We start from the raw sequence: 18,617 nt of genomic DNA, 5'->3' as shown, positions 1-18,617 counted from the left end.
TTCGGTGGCCCGTCTCCTGCACCCGCTGTGGGAGACGGGCCACCCCGACGGATCCGTCCCACCTGCTCTGTTCGATCTTCCGGAGGTGACCCGTTGACCGCCCCGACCCTGCCCGGCCTCACCCCCGACACCCCACCCACCGACCTGCCCGACACCCCGGCGCCCGGCTCTCGCGCCGCCCGGCTGGCCATGCCCATGTCCCGCCAGATCCTCACCGAAATGGCCGCGGAGTACGGCGTGTGCCTGCGACCGGTCAGCCTGCGCCGCACCGACCTGCACACCGGCCACACCGAGGTCATCGACCTGCCCTGCGGCAGCACCCGCGAAGACAAATGCGAACCATGCGCCAAACGCGCTCGGCGGCTGCGGCAGACCCAGATCCGGGAAGGCTGGCACCGCACCGACGAACCCCACCCCACCGGCCCCAACCCCGCCACCGACGCCCAACGCGAACTCGTCCTGCTCCGCGCGCACCTGGAATTCGCCCGCGACGAAGCCCAACGCGCCGCCCAGTTCGACCAGATTCCCGCCATCGATTCGGCGATCGCCGAAGTGGAGGAAGCCACCGCCGCCGAAGGACTACGCGGCCAGATCGCACCCGGCCACAACGAAGACGACTCCGGCGGCCGTCGCACCCGGTCCACCCGCCGTCGACAGGACGCGCCGGACCTACCGCGTAAGAAGGTGGAGCCGCACACCCTCGGCCGCGTCTACACCGCCCCCGACGGCACCCAACACCGCCCGTCCATGTGGCTGTCACTCACCCTCGGCTCCTACGGCCGCGTCCTCCCCGACGGCACCCCCGCCGACCCCGACACCTACGACTACCGACGCGCCGCCTGGGACGCCGTGCACTTCGCCCGCCTTCTCGACCGGTTCTGGCAAAACCTGCGCCGCTGCGTGGGCTGGAACGTCCAGTACGCCGGCTGCGTCGAACCTCAACGCCGTCTGGCACCTCACGCCCACTTCGCCATCCGCGGCACCATCCCGCGTGCGGTTCTGCGTCAGGTCGCCGCCGCCACCTATCACCAGGTCTGGTGGCCACCCGCCGACGAACCGCGGTACACCCTTGACCGGCCACCCGTCTGGGACAACGACCAAGCCGGGTGGGTCGACCCCGACACCGGCGACGCACTGCCGTCCTGGGCCGACGCCCTGGACCTCATCGACACCGACCCCGACGCCTCACCGTCACACGTCGTGCGGTTTGGCGCCCAGGTCCACGCAGAAGGCGTCACCCCCGGCACCGTCCACGCCAACCGCACCATCGGCTACATCACCAAATACATCACCAAGTCCTCCGCCGACTGCCACAAAGCGGAGACGGACCGGCAGCGGAATCACCTCGACCGGCTCTGGCACGAACTACGGGTCACGCCGTGCAACGAACGGTGCGCCAACTGGCTGCTCTACGGCGTCCAACCCAAGAAGGCCCACGGCCGGCTGCAAGCGGGCCGCTGCAAAGGCAAAGTTCACCAGCGGGCCACCCTCGGCATCGGCGGCCGACGCATCCTCGTGTCCCGCGACTGGTCGGGAAAGACCCTCGCCGACCACCGCGCCGACGCCCGCGCCTGGGTCCGCAACATCCTCGGCGTCAGCACCAGCGCCACCGACGCACACCCCGTCGGACCGGAGGATCCACCCGCATACGCCTGGGAACTCGCCCGCCCCGACGACCCCGACCTACCACCCCTGCAACACCGCCTCCTACGCGCCCTATCCCAACGCGCGCAATGGAAGGCCGCGCTCCTGGCCGCGAAGGACCGCGCCGCAGCCACCGCGCTGGCCGTCCTCGACCAACCCACCACCCGCTGATCCGGAGGAAGCATGCAACGCGCCACTGTCACCCCACTTCGCAGCGTCCCCACCACCGATGCACTCGCCCGTCCGTCTCGCACCGGAGACAGCCGGGCCGTCTACTCCGTGCGTGAGGTCGCTCGGCTTCTGTCACTCTCCCTGGGCAGCACCTACGCCCTGGTCCGCGAAGGTGAGATCCCTGCCCGCAAGCTCGGCGGACGCTGGGTCATTCCCAAGAAGCGTTTCCACGACTGGCTGGACGACTGCACTGAGCCCACCGCCGACGGCGGGGAGGGATGGGCCTGATGGGAACATCGTCAAGACGTCAGCGGGCAACTTCCGGGCCAACTGGCGAGATGCCACCGGCCGTCAGAAGGCCAAGACGTTCCCGACGCGTCGGCAGGCGGCCACCTTCCTGGCCGAGACGGAATCCGCGATCAGCCGGGGTGGTTACGTGGATCCGCACGCTGGCCGGCTGCTGTTCGGGAAGTACGCCGAGCGCTGGCGGGAGTCGCGCAACGACGAACTGACGACGAAAGCGCGGGATGCCTCGATCCTTCGGACGCACGTGCTTCCGCGCTGGTCTGATGTGCCGCTGTTTCGGATCGATCACCTGGCGGTGCAGTCGTGGGTCACCGAACTGAGCGGTCGACGATCACCCGCCACTGTGGCGGAGTGCTTCCGCTTGTTCACCTCCGTCCTTCGCGCTGCTGTCCGTGATCGGCTGATCGGCGCCAACCCATGCGAAGGCGTGAAGGTCCCCTCACGGCGGAAGAAGGACACCGACGGACACGTCCTGACGCGCGCAGATCTGATCGACCGGCTGCTACCCGCAGTTCCGGATCGATACCGTGCCCTGGTCGCGCTCGCGGGCGGCACTGGTCTGCGGTGGGGCGAGTGCACCGGGCTCCGCTGGGAATCGCTGGACCTGGACGCGGGAACGGTCGAGGTGGTCCGGGTCGCCATCGAGGTGGCGGGCGCGGTAACGATCAAGCCCTATCCGAAGTCACGGGCTGGCCGGCGCATCGTTCCGGTTCCGGACTTCGCGGTCGGACTGCTGGCGGCCCATCGTGAGGCGTTCCCGGCTGGTCCTCGCGGGGACGTGTTCACCAACTCGTCCGCCGGCCCACTGCGTCGGACGCTGTTCCGCGCTCGCGTCTGGCGGCCCTCGTTGGTGCGCGCCGGGCTACTCGGGGACGTGAGTCGGCTGGGCCACTTCAAATGGCGGGCTGCCTGGGTCGACCTGGAAGGCGTCACGTGGTCCGCCGAGTTCACCACCGAACGGGAGGCGGTCGCGCACGTCGCGAAGATGGCACCGGGCGGGCTGCGCTTTCACGACCTGCGGCACTCGTACGCGACGGAGCTGGTGTCGCGCGGCATCCCGGTCAACGACGTCCAGGCCGTGATGGGCCATGAGAAGCCGTCGACAACGCTGAACCTCTACACCCACCGGTCGGAGGGACGGGAGCAACGCATCCGCGACGCGTTCGCTGACTCATAGCTGACTCATGACCATGCTCATCGATGCAGTCAGCAAGAGAGGCACCCTCTTCCGAGGGTGCCTCAGCTGCATATTCGTGGTGGGCGATACTGGGATCGAACCAGTGACCTCTTCGGTGTGAACGAAGCGCTCTCCCGCTGAGCTAATCGCCCTCAGCGCGGATGACTCTACCCGATCGTGCGGCCGACCCGCGAACCCGGGGTCAGTTCGTGGCGAGGTAGCGCAGGACCTGGGCGATCACGTCGATGCCGAGGCTGTACTTGATCGAGAGCAGCGCGACAGCGGCGACGAAAACGAGGCCGACCGAGCCGATGACCAGGCGAAGGGCCAGTGACTGTCGCTTCACCCAGGCCGTCCAGCCGTGGACGTGGCGGCGGGTGAAGGCGAGCAGGCGTTTGGCCCAGTGGAACTCGACGGCCCAGATGCCGAGGCCGGCGATCACCAAAAGCCAGCCGGGGCCGGGTAGCGGGATGAGCACGATGCCGATGGTGACCACGAGGGCGCCGAGGACACCGATGACGACCCGGAGGGCGAGGCGGCCGGTGGGGTTGGCGCGGATCAGCGCGAGGGTGGTGGAGAGGCGCTGCCGCCAGCGGGGCCGCCCGGGTGCGCCGGTGGGGTCCGGCCCGTCGTCGGTCCGGTCCGCCTCGATTCGCTCGTTCCGCATGCGGTGAGGATTTCCCCGTCCGGCGGGGCTATTCCCGTCGGTGAAGCCTCGTTCGTTGCGGCCGGTTCGGCGGTTGTCGGCCGGTTCGTTGTCGACTACTGACCGACCGTGCCGGTCGTGCTGTTCGTTCGGCACCCGTACCCCCGCTGTTCGGCTCTGCGGGCCGCGCCGTTCGACGGGCCTCGCCTCGCCAGCTGATCCACTGAGGATCGCTCACCGATCATTTCACGCCCAGTGTGGCGCGGGACCGTCACTGCAACGGCCGACTGGACGTTACCGGAGTAAGTCGACGACTGAGCTACCCGATGATCGGGCGCGATCAACACACTGGGCAGAACCGGAAATCCTAGACGAATTTTCACGTTCTCGGGGCCTTTCCGAACCCTCTCCCACCACTGGGTGAAGTCAGCGTATGGCGGAGCGTAGCCAGGAGTAGCGGCTGAGTATGGGAAAAGCGGGACACGCGCGTTCCGCACGCGGTGCCGGGGGGAGAACGTCCATGAGTGTCATCCGACCGACGACCGTTGAGGTCGAGACGTCGCTAAGGCTAGTCGCGCCTGACGCCACCGCATTGCCGGTGCGCGCCAGTCTGCGCTACGACCCTGCTGACCCGTATGCGGTCCATGTCCTGTTCCACGCCGAATCGGCCGGTGGCGAGGCGGTGAGCTGGTCGTTCGCTCGCGAGCTGCTGGTCACCGGGCTCGACGAGCCGGCCGGTATCGGCGATGTGCGGGTCTGGCCGTGGGCCACCCCGCGCGGCGACTTCGTCGCGCTGGCGCTGTCGTCGCCCGACGGCAACGCCCTGTTCGAGGTGCCGCGCAGCGTGCTGGTGCGCTTCCTGCGGCGGACCTACGTCGTCGTCCCGCGCGGCCGGGAGGCCGAGCACCTGGACGTCGACACGGCGGTGAACCGGCTGCTCGCCGGTCGCTGACCACCGACCCAGGCGGGGGCCGCGCGGATCTGCCGAGTCCGCGCGGCCCCGGTCTGTCCGGCGGTACGCACACCACCTGCACCACCGGCACCAGAGCGCCACCCGCACCAGCGTCCACGCCTGCCAGCCGCACCACGCGACCTGGCCCATGGCCGGGCGGCACCAAGGGCTCCGCACGCCAGCGTGATCATCACGGACGCTCAGCCGTGCGTGGTGATGCCCCCGTCGACCGGGATCACCGCGCCGGTCAGGTACGCGCCGGCCCGCGACGCCAGGAAGATCGCGACGCCGGCCATGTCCTCCGGTCGACCGATCCGACCCAGCGGCACCTGCGCCTCGACGGCGGCCCGGGCATCCGGGTCGTCCAGCACGAACGCCATCATCTTGCTCTCGAACGGTCCCGGGGCGACCGCGTTGACGGTGATCCGCTCGCCGACGAGTTGGTGCGCCAGGGTGCGGGTCAGCATGTGCAGAGCCGCCTTCGTCGCCGAGTAGGCGTACACCTCCATGGCCGGGACCCGGATGCCGTCGACCGAGCCGATGTTGATCACGCGGGCCGGGTCGTCGGCGCTCGCGGCGGTGCGCAGCACCGGCAGCAGCTCGGTGGTGAGCCGGAAGACGGCCTTGACGTTGACCGCCCAGAGCTTGTCGAAGGCGCTCTCCGGATACTCCGCAAGCGGTGCGCCCCAGGTGGCGCCGGCGTTGTTGACCAGGACGTCGAGCCGGTCGACCCGGTCCCGGACGGCGGCGGCCAACTGCCGCGCGCCGTCGTCGTCGCCGAGGTCGGCCGGAATCGCGGTGCAGTGGCCGAGCGTGGACAGCTCCTCGGCGACCGCCTCGCAGACGGCCGCCTTGCGGGACGAGATGATGACGCGCGCGCCGGCCGCCACGAACCCTCGGGCGATCATCAGCCCGATCCCCCGCGAACCGCCGGTCACCAGGACATTCTTGCCGTCGACCGAGAACAGATCCTGCATGCCCATCCCCTCGCGAGCCGGCCGCGGCTCCCCGGCGGTCGGGCCGCCGAGACGGACCGTTCGCCCGCCACGGCGACCAGATGACTACCGCTCGGTAACGTAACCGCCGGCCGGCACGCCGACAAGAGCAGGCCACCCACCCCGGTCGATCGAGGCGTGGACGCGGGCGGCGCGGGCTCGGCGACGCGCCCGCCACCAGAGGTGCGTACCGGCCGGTCCCGGGCTAACGTCGCAGGTGATGGTCCCTTCCGGTCACCTCGACAGGGTTCTGCCCCACGCTGCCTCCGGCCCGGCCGAAATCGACACGATCACGCTGGGTGATCTCAAGCCCGACGCCGGGTGGCGACGCCCGGTCCTGCTCGACCGGGAGCTGATCGTGCTCGGCACGGGCGGTCACGGCGTCGCCGAGGTGGACTTCCGCGCCCAGCCCTGCCGCCCCGGCACACTACTGCGCGTACGCGCCGGGCAGGTGCTGCGCTGCCCACCGCCCCGGCTGGACGCCACCGTGGTCCGCTGGCACCCGGACACGTTGCGCGGACTCGACGTCGACGTGGACGACGTACCCACCCGGGTGCAGCTCGCCGGTGAGGACGAGGACGCGGTCATCAACGAGGTGACCCAGTTGACCGTGGACGTTCGTCGGCACCAGGACGTGCCGGCCGGCCGCAGCCTGCTGCGCCACCAGCTCACCGTGCTGCTGCTGCGCCTGAGCATGCTGCCGTCCGCGCAACGCCGCGCCGGTCGGCCGGAGGAGGAGACCTTCCGCCGGTTGTGCCGCGAGGTGGAGCGCGGCTACCAGCGCACCCGTCGGGTCGAGGATTACGCCGAGCGGCTGGGCTGCTCGGTGCGTACCCTCACCCGGGCCTGCCTTGCGGTGACCGGGCACAGCGCCAAGCAGGTGGTGGACGAGCGGGTCGCGCTCCAGGCCAGCCGGTTGCTGGCCGCCACCGACGAGCCCATCGCCCGGATCGGTCGGCAGCTCGGCTTCACCGAGCCGACCAACTTCGGCCGGTTCTTCACCCGCGAGGTCGGGGTCAGCCCCGGCGCCTTCCGGGCCGCCCGGGAACATCCCGGACCGAGCCCGGTCGTCCGCCCCCGGTCGCCCGCCGAACCGGCCCCAATGCTGCGGTCCCGCCCGTCGATCGAGGCCCACCGGGCCTGACGCGACCGTCCGGCGCGGCCCGTCGGGCGTGACGCGGCCCATCCGGTCGGTCACTCCGTCAGCCCGGCGACGCCCAGGCCCGGGCCGGTTGGGCATGATGGCAGGGTGCAGATCTCCGCGCGTGGCGACTACGCGGTACGGGCGGCGCTGAGTTTGGCCGCCGCGTACCCGGCATTGCTGTCCACCCAGACCATCTCCGCGGAGCAGGACATGCCGCGCAAATTCCTTGAGGCGGTCCTGGCCGACCTGCGTCGGTCCGGCTTGGTCCGTGCCCAGCGCGGTGCCGAGGGCGGGTACGCCCTGGCCCGGCCGCCCCGGGAGGTGACCATCGGTGCGGTGCTGCGCGCGGTGGAGGGACCGCTGGCCGGCGTACGCGGGCTGCGCCCGGAGGAGACCAGTTACGACGGGGTGGCGCAGCACCTGCCCGGGTTGTGGGTCGCGGTGCGCGCCTCGCTGCGCCGGGTGGTCGACGAGGTGAGCCTGGCCGACGTGGTGGGCGGCCGACTGCCCACCCACGTCCGTCGACTCACCACGGCCCCCGACGCCTGGGAACCTCGCTGACCCACCCGCCCGTCGTGGGTGGACACCGTCACGCGGCGGCTGCCGTGGTGTATGCGCCCCGGTGGTGCAGCAGTGGCGGGCCGTCGACCCCTTCGGCGAGCGCCAGCGGCTCGGCGATCACCAGCGAGTGGTCGCCGGCGGGCACCCGGTGCACCACCCGGCAGAGCAGCCGCGCCAGCACCCCGGTCAGCAGCGGTAGCCCGAACGGCCCGGCCTCCCAGTAGGGGTACGCGGCGAAGCGGTCGACGCCCTTGGTGGCGAAGATCCGGGCGGCCTCGGTCTGGTTGGCGGCGAGCAGGTGCACGGCGACGTGCTCGGCCCGGTCGAGCACCGGGGAGCTGGACGAGGTCGCGCCGAGGCAGAACGACACCAGCGGCGGGTCCAGCGAGACGGAGGTGAACGAGGTCGCGGTGAACCCGGCCCGCAGGGGTGCGCCCACGTCACCGAGGCAGGCGGGTCGGGTGCCCCGGGCCACGGCGGTGACCACGGTGACCGTGCTGGCCTGACGGCGCAGCAGCGTACGGAACAGCTCCGGGTCCACCGGCCGCAGCTCGTCGGTCCGGCTGCGCTGCGCGGTGGTCACGCCGTCACCGGTGCCGGGCGGCGGGTCGGCGCGGCCGGTGCGATGGGGTGAGGGGTGCGGTGCATGAGGGGTCCTCTCCGAAACGCCGGGTGGAGTCGGCGACTCAGCGCTTCCCATAATTTGGGATGAACGCTCTTTCACTCCACACACTCATGATTCAACCAGGATCTTGAGCCTGAGAAAACCCATCTGATGAATAGGATATTCGGGCTACTGCGGACGTTCGACTTCCACTGTGCAGAGCGTGGTTTGGCCGATCTTCGTTACGGGAATCTTCGATGCCGCGCGGGGATGACGAAGGGAGGCCCACGATGGGTCTGATGTTCCGCAAACGCAAGAAGTACGGGCCGCTGATCCTGAACTTCACCGAGAACGGTTTCTCGTCCTGGAGCATCAAGATCGGTCGCTGGTCGTGGAACTCGCGGGCCAAGGCGCACCGCGTCGACCTGCCCGGCCCGCTCTCCTGGAAGCAGGACAAGTCCCGGGCGTGAGCCCGTGAGTCGCGCGGGGCGTCGGAGCATTCCGGCGCCCCGCTCGCATGTGCCGGCGGCCACGCCGACCTCGGCCTTCCGCACCCGGAATCGACGGATCCGCCCGGTCGGCGGGGCGTCGGACCGGACAATCTCGACATGCCACGGACACCGGACCATCCGCACGAGCGTCGGCGGGCATGGTTGGCTGGCCTGCTGCTCCTGGTCGTGTACTTCGTCGTGCCGGTCGAGGCCGATCCCAACGGCGCCCGGCTCGGCCTGCGCGTCGCCCTGACACTGCTGCTGGTGGGCGGAGTCGCCGCACTGGTCACCGGCCAGGTACGCCGCCAACTCGTCGCCGTCGCACGCGGACGGCAGCCGCCCTCGGTGGTGCACCTGGTGGTGGCCCTGATCGCCGGGCTGCTCGCCTTCGCCATGGCCGACTACGTCGTCGCCCGGGTCGCTCCGGAGCAGTTCGTCGCGCTGCACACCCGGGTGGACGCGCTCTACTTCGCGCTCACCACGTTGACCACCGTCGGCTACGGCGACGTGCACGCCCAGGGGCAGTTCGCCCGGGTGCTGGTCTGCGCGCAGCTCGTCTTCAGCATCGGCGTGATCGCCACCGGCGCGTCCCTGGTGGTCAAACGGCTCACCGAGCGGCGGCCGTGATCACCACGTCCCCGCCGAGCCTCCCCTGCTCCGGGTCACGCCGCACCGCGCCCGCGTCGAGCAACGCGTCCAGTGCCCGCACCGCGTCCACGGCCCGATACGCCGTGTCGGTCACCGCGTACCGGCGCAGCTCGGTCACCGTACGCGGGCCGGAGCGGGACAGCTCGGCGAGCAGCGCCCGGCCCAGCGGCGCGGGGTCCGCCTGGCCGGCACCCACCTCCCAGAGGCTCTCCTTGAACGACTCCAGGCTGCGGTCCGAGGCGGTGCCGAAGCCGATCCGCCGACCGGAGGGCACCTCGACCTCGGCGACCAGCGGGAACCCGGCGTCGACGAGTGCCGACCGCAGCGGGGTGTCCGGACCGGCCGGCACCAGCACCTCGGCGGGTCGGCCGGATGCGGCGGCGGAGAGCGCCACCGGATCGACGGCCCCCTCCACCTCCAGGTAGGACAGCACCGGCGCGCCGGACGCCCCGGACGCGCGCAGCGCCACCGGCAGCAGGGCCGTCGGACCGGGCATCAGGTGCACCGTGACCTCGGCGGGCAGTCCCGCCTCGGCGGCACCGAGCCGGGCCGGCAGCTCCTCGGTGCCGCCGGCCAGCACCAGCACGGTCAACCGGGCACCGCGTACGTCGCCGGCGCACTCGCCGGCCACCCGGACGACCTCCTCGGCCAGGGCGGGGTCGCGCCCGTCGTACCCGAGGACCACCGTCGCCCGGCGCGCGCGTCGCAACGCGCCCGGCACCCAGACCCTCAGGTGCCGGACCACCACCTGCCGCCCCACCCCACCTGTCACCCTGCCGTTCTACCGCATCGCCCGGCGGCGACGCGGCCACCCTCGACAGCCGGGCGCGATCGACGCGCCATGCGGGGCGGGCCGGGACGGGTCAGTGCGACGCGGCGGCGGGGACGGAGATGCCGACGCCGCCCCGGGTGTCGCCGCCGTACCTGCTGATCTCGGCGGCCAGGTCGAGGCGGCCGATCCGGGTGCGGGCGTCGAGCGCGGCGTCGTCCAGCCGGTCGGCCGGCACCAGCCAGACCACCTCGAACTCCAGCCCGTCCGGGTCCTGCCCGTAGAGGCTCTTGGTGGTGCCGTGGTCGGAGGTGCCGACCAGCGCACCGGCCCCGGCCAGTCGGCGGGCGGTGGCGGCCAGCTCGTCGAGCGTGTCCACCTCCCAGGCCAGGTGGTAGAGGCCGACGGTGGCCCGGCCGGCGGTCGAGCGGCCGGCTCCCGCGCCGATCTCGAAGAGGCCGAGGTCGTGGTCGTTGGTGGAGTCGGGTGCCTGGAGGAAGGCAGCGCCCCGGAACCCCTCCGGGGTCATCGGCACCCGGCGGAAGCCGAGCACGTCGCGATAGAAGGCGACGCTGCGCTCCAGGTCACTGACGTAGAGGACGGCGTGGTTGAGGCGATGGATTCCCATGTCACCGAGGCTAGCGCGTTTTAGTTGAGCGTTCAACTACTGCCGCTATGATGGCGGTCATGACCCGCTGGCTGGACCCGGACGAGCAGCGCACCTGGCGTGCGTTCCTGACCGCCTCCCGGGCGTTGATGGAGACGCTCGACCGCGAGCTGCAACGCGACGCGGGGATGCCGCACGCGTACTACGAGATCCTGGTCCGGCTCTCCGAGGCGCCGGAGCGTCGGCTGCGGATGAGCGAACTCGCCGAGGCCAGCGGCTCCTCCCGCAGCCGGCTCTCACACGCGGTAGCCCGCCTGGAGGCGGCCGGCTGGGTCCGCCGGGAGGACTGCCCGACCGACCGGCGCGGGCAGATCGCCCTGCTCACCGACGACGGCTTCGCCGCCCTGGCCGCCGCCGCGCCCGGCCACGTCGAGGGGGTACGCCGCCACCTCTTCGACGCGCTCAGCCCCGCCCAGGTCGACCAGTTACGCCGGATCAGCGAGGCGCTGGCCGATCGCCTGACCCAGCCCTGACCAGATCCTGACCGAACCACTCCGGCGCGGGTCTTGTACATACCGTCGTCGGGTGAGCACGATGGGGCGTGCCCTCCGGCTTCGGTGAACTGACTGATCAGGCGCACGACCTGGTCTCCTCCGGCGATCTCGCCGGTGCCCAGCGGCTTCTCGCCGACGCGCTGACCGGCGCCGACCCGCGCCCGGCCAACGCGACACCCGAGATGGCCGAGGCGGCCGGCCTGCACGCGCGGGTGCTGGTCGCCCTCGGCGAACCGCACTCGGCACGAGGCTGGGCCGCGTACGCGTACGCCGCCACCACCCGCCTGCACGGCCGACCCGACCCGCGTACGGTCGCCGCCGCCGCCACCCTCGCGGCGGTGCTGCACCGGGTGGGCAGTTGGTCCCGGGCCGCCCGGCTGTACCAGGAAGTCATCATCGAGCTGACCGCCTCGGACGGGCCGGAGTCCCTGCGGGTGCTCGCCGCACACGCCGACCTGGCCACCGTCGAGTACGCCCGGGGCCAGTGCCAGGTGGCCCGCGACCGGCTCCAGGACGCCTGGGAGCTGCACCGCGAGGTGTACGGCGACGGGCACCCCAGCGGCATCAAGATGCTCGCCCGGCTCGGCTCGATGCAACGCGACTGCGGGCAGTTCACCGAGGCGCAGGACCACCTCGCGCTGGCCCGGGAACTCGCCCGTCGACACCTCGCCCCGGACGACCCGCTGACCGCCCAGGTGGCGTCGTTGTCCCGGGCCGCCGCCAACCCCGACCACGTCTGCGCCGACACCCCGCCGGTGGGCGCGGAGGGCTCCGTCGTACCGGCCGCGCGGACCCCGTCGCAGGGCGACGCCCCGCCGAGCGGCGACTGGGCGGCCACCGCCGCCGCACCGCCCGACTGGTCCGACCACGACACCGACGGCCCGCCGGGCGATCCCCGCGCGGACTGGGCCGGGACCGACCCGAACTGGCCGCCCACCGCCACCCCACCGGCACCGACCTGGAGTGCGGCACCGGAGGCTTCGGCCGACCCGACGTGGTCCGCGACGCCCGACGCCGGGGCCACGCCGCCCTGGACGGGGTCGTCGACCTCCGAGGCCGAGGCCACGCCGACCTGGACCGGGTCTCCGGGATCCGACTCGGGGACCACGCCGACCTGGGCGGCGGCCGGTCCGGCGGGGTCGGGAGCGGCCGGTTGGCCCGATCCGCACGACGTCGATCGGGGCTGGCCCACGGACGGCGCAGGAGACGGCACGTGGCCGACGGGTGCCGGTGGCGGCGACACACCGGCGGGTAGCACCGGTGCGGGCGCGTGGCCCACCGGCGCATCGTGGCCGGCGGCGAGCGACCCGGATCCCGGGTACGCCGGGGAGCAGCACCCGCCCGAGGGCTACCACCCCGGTCAGGGCCACCAGACCGGGCAGCAGCCCGCCGGGGCGGCGTCGCCGGTGCCCACCCCCCGGCAGCCGGTGGACGGTCCGGCCGGGCCACCGCAGGACTGGTGGACCGGGCAACCGACCGATTCGCCCTCCCCCGACCCCGCCCACCCGGCCCGGCCCGGCCCGACGCCGACGGCCGAGTCGAGCGGGGCAGCCGTACCGCCGAGCGTGATGGGTCTGACCGGTCCGGCGCCGCAGGCACCCGGGGTCTACCGGCTGCGCCGGCTGGAACCGGAACGCACCGGCCCGTCGTCCCGGCTGCTCCCGGTGCCGGTACCCCGTACGCCGGCCGCGCCCTCCCCCCGACCGAACCGGTTGGTGCCGATCATCGCGGCGGGTGTGGTCGTGGTGCTGCTCGGTGCCGCCGCGGTGATCGCCGGGGTGTCCCGGGTCGACGGTCCGGGCGAACCCGGCTCCCCCACGGCCGGGGAGACCCCGAGCGGGGCGGCACCCCCGTCCGCGTCGGCACCGGAGGCACCGCCGGCCTCGCCCGGCGCACCGCCCACCGAAGTCTCGCTGCGCGACAACCGGGACAGCGTCACGTTGAACTGGACCTACCCGGTCGGGGCGGAGGGACCGGTGATCATCTCGGGTGGTCGGACCGGGCAGCCGAAGAACCCTTTCGCCGACCTGCCCGCCGGCACCGACAGTTTCGTGGTCTACGGCCTCAACCGCAGCCTCGACTACTGCTTCACGGTCGCGGTCGCCTGGTCCACCGACACGGTCGCGCGGTCCGACGAGGTCTGCACCGAACGCCGGTGACCACACCGCCCGGAGTCGGGGCGCGGGCGTCGCACACGGGGGTGTGACGGGGCTCGACCGCCTTGGCTCCGGCGGTCGTCGCGGGGTATCTTCGGCAGTTCAGGCAACAAAAAAGAACGGCTCGAAAGGCCGTTCCTAACCGAACTCTAACCCACCGGGAGACGGATTGTCAAGGCACTCCGGCGGTTCGCCGTCCGACGACGAGATCGGCCGCGAGCAGGAGTACGTCTCGATGCTCTACCACCGCCTCGACGACCTGCGGGACCAGGCGTCACGGCGGCTGACCGAGGAGCTGCGGGCGGCGGGCGGCACACTCCAGGCCCGTTCCCAGCGCGACAGCGCGGTCCGCATGTACGCCGAACAGGTCGAGCAGTTCGCGGCGGTGGAGAACGGTCTCTGCTTCGGTCGGCTCGACACCGACGACGGCGAGCGCCACTACATCGGCCGGATCGGCATCTTCGACACCGACGGCGACTACGACCCGCTGCTGATGGACTGGCGTGCCCCGGCCGCCCGCGCCTTCTACCTCGCCACCGCCGCCAACCCACAGGGCATCCGGCGGCGGCGTCACCTGCGTACCCGGCAGCGCAAGGTGGTCGCCCTCAACGACGAGGTGCTGGACCTGAACACCGCCTCCCCCACCGCCCACGAGGAGCTGACCGGCGAGGCGTCGCTGCTGGCCGCGCTCAACGCCGGGCGTACCGGACGGATGCGCGACATCGTCGAGACCATCCAGGCCGAACAGGACCGGATCATCCGCTCCGACCTGTCCGGCATGCTGGTGGTGCAGGGCGGCCCCGGCACCGGCAAGACCGCGGTGGCGCTGCACCGGGCCGCGTACCTGCTCTACACGCACCGTCGGGAACTCTCCACCCGGGGCGTACTGCTGGTCGGCCCGAACGTCACCTTCCTGCGCTACATCTCGCAGGTGCTGCCCGCGTTGGCCGAGACCGGTGTGCTGCTGCGTACCCAGGGGGACCTTTTTCCCGGCGTGAGCGCCCGGCGCGCGGAGCCGGCCACCACCGCGGCCCTCAAGGGCCGGTCGGTGATGACCGAGGTGCTGGCCAACGCGGTACGCGACCGGCAGCGGGTGCCCGACGAGCCGCTGGAGATCGAGCTGCCGCAGCAGGAGGTCCTCCTGCTCGACCCGGCGACCGTCCGGGCCGCCCGGGACCGCGTCCGCCACAGCGACCGCCCGCACAACCTGGCCCGCGCCCTCTTCGACGTCGAGATCATCCACGCCCTGGCCGATCAGGTCGCCGAACGGATCGGCGCCGACCCGCTCGGCGGGGACAACCTGCTCGAAGAGGCCGACCGCGCCGAGATCCGCCGGGAACTGCGTGAGGAACCCGAGATCAGCGCCGCGCTGGACGAGCTGTGGCCGGTCCTCACCCCGCAACGCCTGCTCGCCGACCTTTATGCGAGCACCGACCGCATCACCACCGCCGCGCCGATGCTCACCGCCGACGAGCGGGCCGCCCTGCACCGCGAGCCCGGCGGCTGGACCCCGGCCGACGTACCGCTGCTGGACGAGGCGGCGGAACTGCTCGGCGAGGACGACCGGGCCGCCGCCGCCCGCCGGGAACGCATCCGGGCCATGGAACGCGAGTACGCCGAGGGCGTGCTGGAGATCGCCCGGGGCTCCCGGTCCATCGACGTCGAGGACGAGGCCGACGGTGGCGAGATCCTCGGCGTGACCGACCTGCTCGACGCCGACCGGCTGCTGGAACGGCAGGAGGAGGCCGACCGCCTGACCACCGCCCAGCGCGCCGCCGCCGACCGGTCCTGGGCGTTCGGCCACGTCATCGTCGACGAGGCGCAGGAACTGTCCCCGATGGCCTGGCGACTGCTGATGCGCCGGTGCCCGAGCCGCTCCATGACGATCGTCGGCGACGTGGCCCAGACCGGGGCCCTGGCCGGCACCCCGTCCTGGTCGGAGGCGCTGGCCCCGTACGTTGCCGACCGGTGGCGGCTCACCGAGTTGACCGTCAGCTACCGCACCCCCGCCGAGATCATGGAGGTGGCCGCCCGCGTACTCGCCGAGATCGACCCGACCCTGCGCCCACCCCGGGCCGTACGCGCCAGTGGCTTTCCGCCCGCCGAGCGGGACGTACCGGCGGACCGGCTGGCGGCGGAGATGGTCGACGTCGCCACCGACGAGGCCGCCGGGCTCACCGATGGACGGCTCGGAGTGATCGTGCCGGCCGGTCGCGTCGACGACCTCGGCACCGCGCTCACCACCGCGCTGCCCGAGGCGGCCGTCGGCGAGCAGCCCGACCTGGAGAACCGGGTCGTGGTGCTGACCGTCGCCGAAGCCAAGGGCCTGGAGTTCGACTCGGTGATCGTGGTCGACCCGGACCGCATCGTCGCCGAGTCACCCCGTGGGCGCAGCGACCTCTATGTGGCCCTCACCCGCGCCACCCAACGCCTCACCACCCTCACCCTCACCGCCTGACCCCGACCGCCCCGTCCCGGGGGACGTGAGGGTGGGGAACGAGGGCGGCCCGGCCCCCGTGGGGGCCGGGCCGGTCGGTCGGTGGGTGGGTCAGTCGAAGCTGCCCACGTGGGTGGCGGGAGTGGACTGGTCGCTGGTGCTGCCGCCGGACGGGGTGCTCATCCCGCCGGTGGTGGCGTCACCGGTGGTGGTCGGCGCCACCTTGCCCCGGTGCCGCTCCGGCTGACGGGCCACCCGTCGGGCGCTGGCCGGTCCGGCCGTACCGCCCGTCGTGGTGAGCGCGCCCTGCCCCCGGGTGGGACCGCCGTCGCGCAGCACGGTGGGGTCGATCGGCACGTGCGCCGGATCGTCCCGGTCGTCGCGCTGGATGGCACTCTCCACATCGGTGGGCGGCACGGTCACCTCGTCCACGGCGCCCTCGCCGTACACGCCGCCGGCGATCCGTTCCTCGGCCCGGCGGGCGGCGTCCTGTCGCATGTCGTCCTCACGCACGATCCATCACCTCGCAGAAGCGTCGGTCCTGATGGCGTGCCCGGTGACCGGCCCGGCAAACCCGCACCACCTCTATACCGGGTCCGGCGCGTGATCCGGAGAGCGTCTCTACCGCGCCCGGGGCTCAGTATGGAGAGCGTCGGAACGGGACATCCGACTCGCGAGGGCGAGATGTCCCCCACCCGGCAGGTATCCCCGGGCCGGACGGATTCGGCCAGGTGGCGGGGTGTTACTGCCCCCCGGCGGCGGGGTAGACGGCGGGTGCCCCCGCCATGTGCGCGAACCGTGCCGTGGCCGACACGCGGTAGCGGGGCGAGGGCCGCAGGTGACGACTCATCACATCCTGAGGAGGACAGATGAGCACGCAGGCTGCATCCACCAGGCCGATGAACCGTCCGGCGCAGGACGCCCAGAACCGGCAGGCCATGCAAGAGGCCGCCACCCGCCCGATGCCGATGATGCATGACGGGCACCGGGAGGAGATGCCGTCTCCGGGTACGGAGACCAAGCAGTCGTTCCTGACGACCGAGTTCTGGATCTACGCGGCAGCCGTCACCCTCGTGGTGATCTCTGCCTTCTGGCGCGGGACCACCGCGAACGGCCTGAACCTGAACAACCCCGGTCAGGCGTGGTTCTTCATCACGCTGCTGACCATCGGTTACCTGGGTAGCCGTGGTCTGGCCAAGGCCGGTAGCCAGCGGCGTTCGGCCGCGGAGCGCAAGCAGCGCGGGCGGCGCTGACCCCTTGCGTGCGGTGGCCCTCCGGGAAGTCTCCCGGAGGGCCACCGTCCTGTCTCGACACGTCCCGCCGCGCGGAGCGAGGCTTGAGAACTGCGCGGGGCGAGGCTTTAGAACTCCTCGAAGCCGCCGAAGTCGCCGCCGCCGTCGAAGTCGCCGCCGAAGTCACCGGCCGCCTCGGTGACCTCTTCCTCGGCACCGTCGAAGGCGTTGCCGATCATGTGGCCGGCGAGCATGCCGCCCGCCGCGCCGAGGGCCGCGCCGGCGACCACACCGCCCATGCCGACCCCGCCCCGCCGCTGCTGGGGGCCGTACTTGTTCGGGGCGCCGTAGCCCGGCTGACCGTACCCCTGTGGGCCGTAGCCCTGCGGACCGTAGCCGGGCGCCCCGTAGCCCTGCGGCGCGCCGTAGCCCTGCGGGCCGAACGCCTGGGCCCGCAGCGCCCCGAACCGCCCGATGGTCTCCTGGATCCAGCCGTCGACCGTCTCCACCCAGTCGGACCGCTCGGCGTCGGAGTGCGCCACCTGGTACCGGCCGAACACGTCCTGTCCGGGTGCGAGGAATCCGCCCCGCTTGTCGCACTCGAGCACCACGTCCACGCCGTGCGGGTTGGCCACGAACGTCACTTCGAGTTCGTTGACGGTCTGCGCGTACTGCGGCGCGGCGAAGAACTCGATCTCCTGATAGAACGGCAGCGTCTGGCGTACGCCCTGGATCATGCCGCGCTCCAGGTCGGCCTTCTTGAAGCGGAAGCCGAGCTGGAGGAACGCCTCCAGGATCCGCTCCTGCACCGGCAGCGGGTGCACGTTGATCTCGTCCAGGTCGCCCTTGTCGACCGCCTTGGCGATCGCCAGCTCGGTACGCAGACCCATCGACATGCCGTGCAGCCGCTGGCCGTACAGCCCGGTGATGGGGGTCTCCCACGGCACCGGAAGCTGGAACGGGATGGACAGCGCCTGCTTCGCGGCGAGTTGGAGCGGGCCGCTGACCACCTGCCGGTGGAACTCCATCACCCCGGCCTGCTCGCCGACCTCGACGCGGGTGACCAGGCCGATGACGATCTGCTCGATGCTCGCCGCCGCCTCCCCACCGAGCAGGTTGACCTGACCGTCGAGGGCCAGCCCGGGCCTGGTGTTCGGGTTGGCCAGGACGGTGTCCACACTCGGACCGCCCACGCCCAACGCGCTCAACATCTTCTTGAAGACCATTCAGTTCTCCTGCGGGGTCTGGTGCCCGGGCTCCCTTTAGGAACGGACGCTGACGGCGGCACCGTATCGGGCGGCCCTGAAAGGTCGCTGGGAGAATCTGCGCAGAATTCCTGTCGCCGGGATGTCGAGAACCGGTTAGTCGGCTTCGACCAGATGACGTAAGCACGGCGCCGCCCGCCTGTCCTGGGCCCGGACCGCACGATCGCCTGCTGTGTGCCGTCCGCCTCGCCGGTCTGTCGCCCCTGGTAGGTGTCCCGTCGGCCGCCTTTGCTCTGCTTCAACCGAGGCAACGGTTCG

General features: G+C 72.1%; 19 protein-coding genes and 1 tRNA gene. 12 read left to right on the top strand and 8 right to left on the bottom strand.

Features of this window, described 5'->3' with window-relative positions; translation table 11 throughout:
• The first annotated feature begins 93 nt into the window (after positions 1-93).
• The 3 genes from ACZ31C_RS27180 (at position 94) to ACZ31C_RS27170 (ending at position 3,298) form a co-directional block, all read left to right on the top strand.
• Positions 94-1,815 (top strand): replication initiator, encoded by a 1,722-nt coding sequence (locus ACZ31C_RS27180; protein ID WP_465797676.1) that lies wholly within the window; start codon positions 94-96, stop codon positions 1,813-1,815.
• 108 nt (positions 1,816-1,923) lie between these two features.
• Complete coding sequence (locus ACZ31C_RS27175) at positions 1,924-2,103, top strand: helix-turn-helix domain-containing protein (protein ID WP_465797675.1); 180 nt, start codon at positions 1,924-1,926, stop codon at positions 2,101-2,103.
• Positions 2,104-2,251: 148 nt separating this feature from the next.
• Positions 2,252-3,298, top strand: a complete 1,047-nt coding sequence (locus ACZ31C_RS27170; protein WP_465797674.1) for a tyrosine-type recombinase/integrase — start codon at positions 2,252-2,254, stop codon at positions 3,296-3,298.
• 77 nt (positions 3,299-3,375) lie between these two features.
• On the opposite strand, the gene ACZ31C_RS27165 is transcribed toward ACZ31C_RS27170, so the two are convergent.
• Together ACZ31C_RS27165 and ACZ31C_RS27160 are read right to left on the bottom strand one after the other, a co-directional pair.
• A tRNA-Val gene (locus ACZ31C_RS27165) sits at positions 3,376-3,450 on the bottom strand.
• A 50-nt stretch (positions 3,451-3,500) separates the two neighbouring features.
• The gene (locus ACZ31C_RS27160; protein ID WP_465797673.1) at positions 3,501-3,965 is read right to left on the bottom strand and encodes a TIGR02611 family protein; all 465 of its coding nucleotides are present in this window, start codon (positions 3,963-3,965) and stop codon (positions 3,501-3,503) included.
• A 499-nt stretch (positions 3,966-4,464) separates the two neighbouring features.
• Between ACZ31C_RS27160 and ACZ31C_RS27155 the strand changes: the two genes are divergently transcribed.
• A complete protein-coding gene (locus ACZ31C_RS27155; protein WP_007457244.1) occupies positions 4,465-4,896 on the top strand; it encodes an SsgA family sporulation/cell division regulator in 432 nt (143 codons plus the stop codon).
• A 200-nt stretch (positions 4,897-5,096) separates the two neighbouring features.
• Here ACZ31C_RS27155 and ACZ31C_RS27150 read toward each other — a convergent pair whose 3' ends face one another.
• Complete coding sequence (locus tag ACZ31C_RS27150) at positions 5,097-5,873, bottom strand: SDR family oxidoreductase (RefSeq protein WP_465797672.1); 777 nt, start codon at positions 5,871-5,873, stop codon at positions 5,097-5,099.
• A 238-nt stretch (positions 5,874-6,111) separates the two neighbouring features.
• On the opposite strand from ACZ31C_RS27150, the gene ACZ31C_RS27145 reads away from it, so the two are divergent.
• Both ACZ31C_RS27145 and ACZ31C_RS27140 read left to right on the top strand, forming a co-directional pair.
• Positions 6,112-7,035 carry a helix-turn-helix transcriptional regulator gene (locus ACZ31C_RS27145; protein ID WP_465797671.1) on the top strand — a complete coding sequence of 308 codons (924 nt, stop codon included), beginning with the start codon at positions 6,112-6,114 and terminating at the stop codon, positions 7,033-7,035.
• 105 nt (positions 7,036-7,140) lie between these two features.
• The gene (locus ACZ31C_RS27140) at positions 7,141-7,596 is read left to right on the top strand and encodes an RrF2 family transcriptional regulator (RefSeq protein ID WP_465797670.1); all 456 of its coding nucleotides are present in this window, start codon (positions 7,141-7,143) and stop codon (positions 7,594-7,596) included.
• A gap of 28 nt (positions 7,597-7,624) precedes the next feature.
• On the opposite strand, the gene ACZ31C_RS27135 is transcribed toward ACZ31C_RS27140, so the two are convergent.
• Entirely contained in the window at positions 7,625-8,179 is a 555-nt protein-coding gene (locus ACZ31C_RS27135) for a flavin reductase family protein (RefSeq protein WP_465797669.1), read from the bottom strand.
• Positions 8,180-8,490: 311 nt separating this feature from the next.
• Here ACZ31C_RS27135 and ACZ31C_RS27130 point away from each other — a divergent pair, with 311 nt between their 5' ends.
• Entirely contained in the window at positions 8,491-8,670 is a 180-nt protein-coding gene (locus ACZ31C_RS27130; RefSeq protein ID WP_131056659.1) for a DUF4236 domain-containing protein, read from the top strand.
• A 138-nt stretch (positions 8,671-8,808) separates the two neighbouring features.
• Positions 8,809-9,318, top strand: coding sequence for a potassium channel family protein (locus tag ACZ31C_RS27125; protein WP_465797668.1), 510 nt, complete (start codon positions 8,809-8,811; stop codon positions 9,316-9,318).
• Here ACZ31C_RS27125 and ACZ31C_RS27120 read toward each other — a convergent pair.
• The gene (locus tag ACZ31C_RS27120; RefSeq protein ID WP_465797667.1) at positions 9,299-10,111 is read right to left on the bottom strand and encodes a hypothetical protein; all 813 of its coding nucleotides are present in this window, start codon (positions 10,109-10,111) and stop codon (positions 9,299-9,301) included. The genes ACZ31C_RS27125 and ACZ31C_RS27120 overlap by 20 nt on opposite strands.
• A gap of 91 nt (positions 10,112-10,202) precedes the next feature.
• Positions 10,203-10,736: a VOC family protein gene (locus ACZ31C_RS27115; RefSeq protein ID WP_465797666.1), complete on the bottom strand. Its 534-nt coding sequence runs from the start codon at positions 10,734-10,736 to the stop codon at positions 10,203-10,205.
• Positions 10,737-10,786: 50 nt separating this feature from the next.
• Here ACZ31C_RS27115 and ACZ31C_RS27110 point away from each other — a divergent pair, with 50 nt between their 5' ends.
• The 3 genes from ACZ31C_RS27110 (at position 10,787) to ACZ31C_RS27100 (ending at position 15,883) form a co-directional block, all read left to right on the top strand.
• Entirely contained in the window at positions 10,787-11,248 is a 462-nt protein-coding gene (locus ACZ31C_RS27110) for a MarR family winged helix-turn-helix transcriptional regulator (RefSeq protein WP_449955842.1), read from the top strand.
• A 68-nt stretch (positions 11,249-11,316) separates the two neighbouring features.
• Positions 11,317-13,428, top strand: coding sequence for a tetratricopeptide repeat protein (locus ACZ31C_RS27105; protein ID WP_465797665.1), 2,112 nt, complete (start codon positions 11,317-11,319; stop codon positions 13,426-13,428).
• Positions 13,429-13,660: 232 nt separating this feature from the next.
• Positions 13,661-15,883, top strand: a complete 2,223-nt coding sequence (locus tag ACZ31C_RS27100; protein WP_465797694.1) for a HelD family protein — start codon at positions 13,661-13,663, stop codon at positions 15,881-15,883.
• Between the two features lie 90 nt (positions 15,884-15,973).
• On the opposite strand, the gene ACZ31C_RS27095 is transcribed toward ACZ31C_RS27100, so the two are convergent.
• A complete protein-coding gene (locus ACZ31C_RS27095; RefSeq protein WP_350695477.1) occupies positions 15,974-16,375 on the bottom strand; it encodes a hypothetical protein in 402 nt (133 codons plus the stop codon).
• Between the two features lie 356 nt (positions 16,376-16,731).
• Here ACZ31C_RS27095 and ACZ31C_RS27090 point away from each other — a divergent pair, with 356 nt between their 5' ends.
• Entirely contained in the window at positions 16,732-17,115 is a 384-nt protein-coding gene (locus ACZ31C_RS27090; RefSeq protein WP_131051311.1) for a hypothetical protein, read from the top strand.
• Between the two features lie 107 nt (positions 17,116-17,222).
• On the opposite strand, the gene ACZ31C_RS27085 is transcribed toward ACZ31C_RS27090, so the two are convergent.
• Positions 17,223-18,320, bottom strand: coding sequence for a sporulation protein (locus tag ACZ31C_RS27085; RefSeq protein ID WP_465797664.1), 1,098 nt, complete (start codon positions 18,318-18,320; stop codon positions 17,223-17,225).
• Between the last annotated feature and the right edge of the window lie 297 nt (positions 18,321-18,617).

Source organism: Micromonospora sp. NPDC023869 (genome assembly GCF_055559695.1).
Note: the sequence above shows the minus strand (reverse complement) of the source record. Positions and strands in the feature narration are given on the sequence as shown.

Coding starts and splice junctions, on each gene's coding strand:
- ACZ31C_RS27160 (WP_465797673.1), bottom strand. CDS start 3,965: ATGCGGAACGAGCGAATCGAGGCGGACCGGACCGACGACGGGCCGGAC.
- ACZ31C_RS27155 (WP_007457244.1), top strand. CDS start 4,465: ATGAGTGTCATCCGACCGACGACCGTTGAGGTCGAGACGTCGCTAAGG.
- ACZ31C_RS27150 (WP_465797672.1), bottom strand. CDS start 5,873: ATGCAGGATCTGTTCTCGGTCGACGGCAAGAATGTCCTGGTGACCGGC.
- ACZ31C_RS27145 (WP_465797671.1), top strand. CDS start 6,112: ATGGTCCCTTCCGGTCACCTCGACAGGGTTCTGCCCCACGCTGCCTCC.
- ACZ31C_RS27130 (WP_131056659.1), top strand. CDS start 8,491: ATGGGTCTGATGTTCCGCAAACGCAAGAAGTACGGGCCGCTGATCCTG.
- ACZ31C_RS27125 (WP_465797668.1), top strand. CDS start 8,809: ATGCCACGGACACCGGACCATCCGCACGAGCGTCGGCGGGCATGGTTG.
- ACZ31C_RS27115 (WP_465797666.1), bottom strand. CDS start 10,736: ATGGGAATCCATCGCCTCAACCACGCCGTCCTCTACGTCAGTGACCTG.
- ACZ31C_RS27110 (WP_449955842.1), top strand. CDS start 10,787: ATGGCGGTCATGACCCGCTGGCTGGACCCGGACGAGCAGCGCACCTGG.
- ACZ31C_RS27100 (WP_465797694.1), top strand. CDS start 13,661: ATGCTCTACCACCGCCTCGACGACCTGCGGGACCAGGCGTCACGGCGG.
- ACZ31C_RS27090 (WP_131051311.1), top strand. CDS start 16,732: ATGAGCACGCAGGCTGCATCCACCAGGCCGATGAACCGTCCGGCGCAG.
- ACZ31C_RS27085 (WP_465797664.1), bottom strand. CDS start 18,320: ATGGTCTTCAAGAAGATGTTGAGCGCGTTGGGCGTGGGCGGTCCGAGT.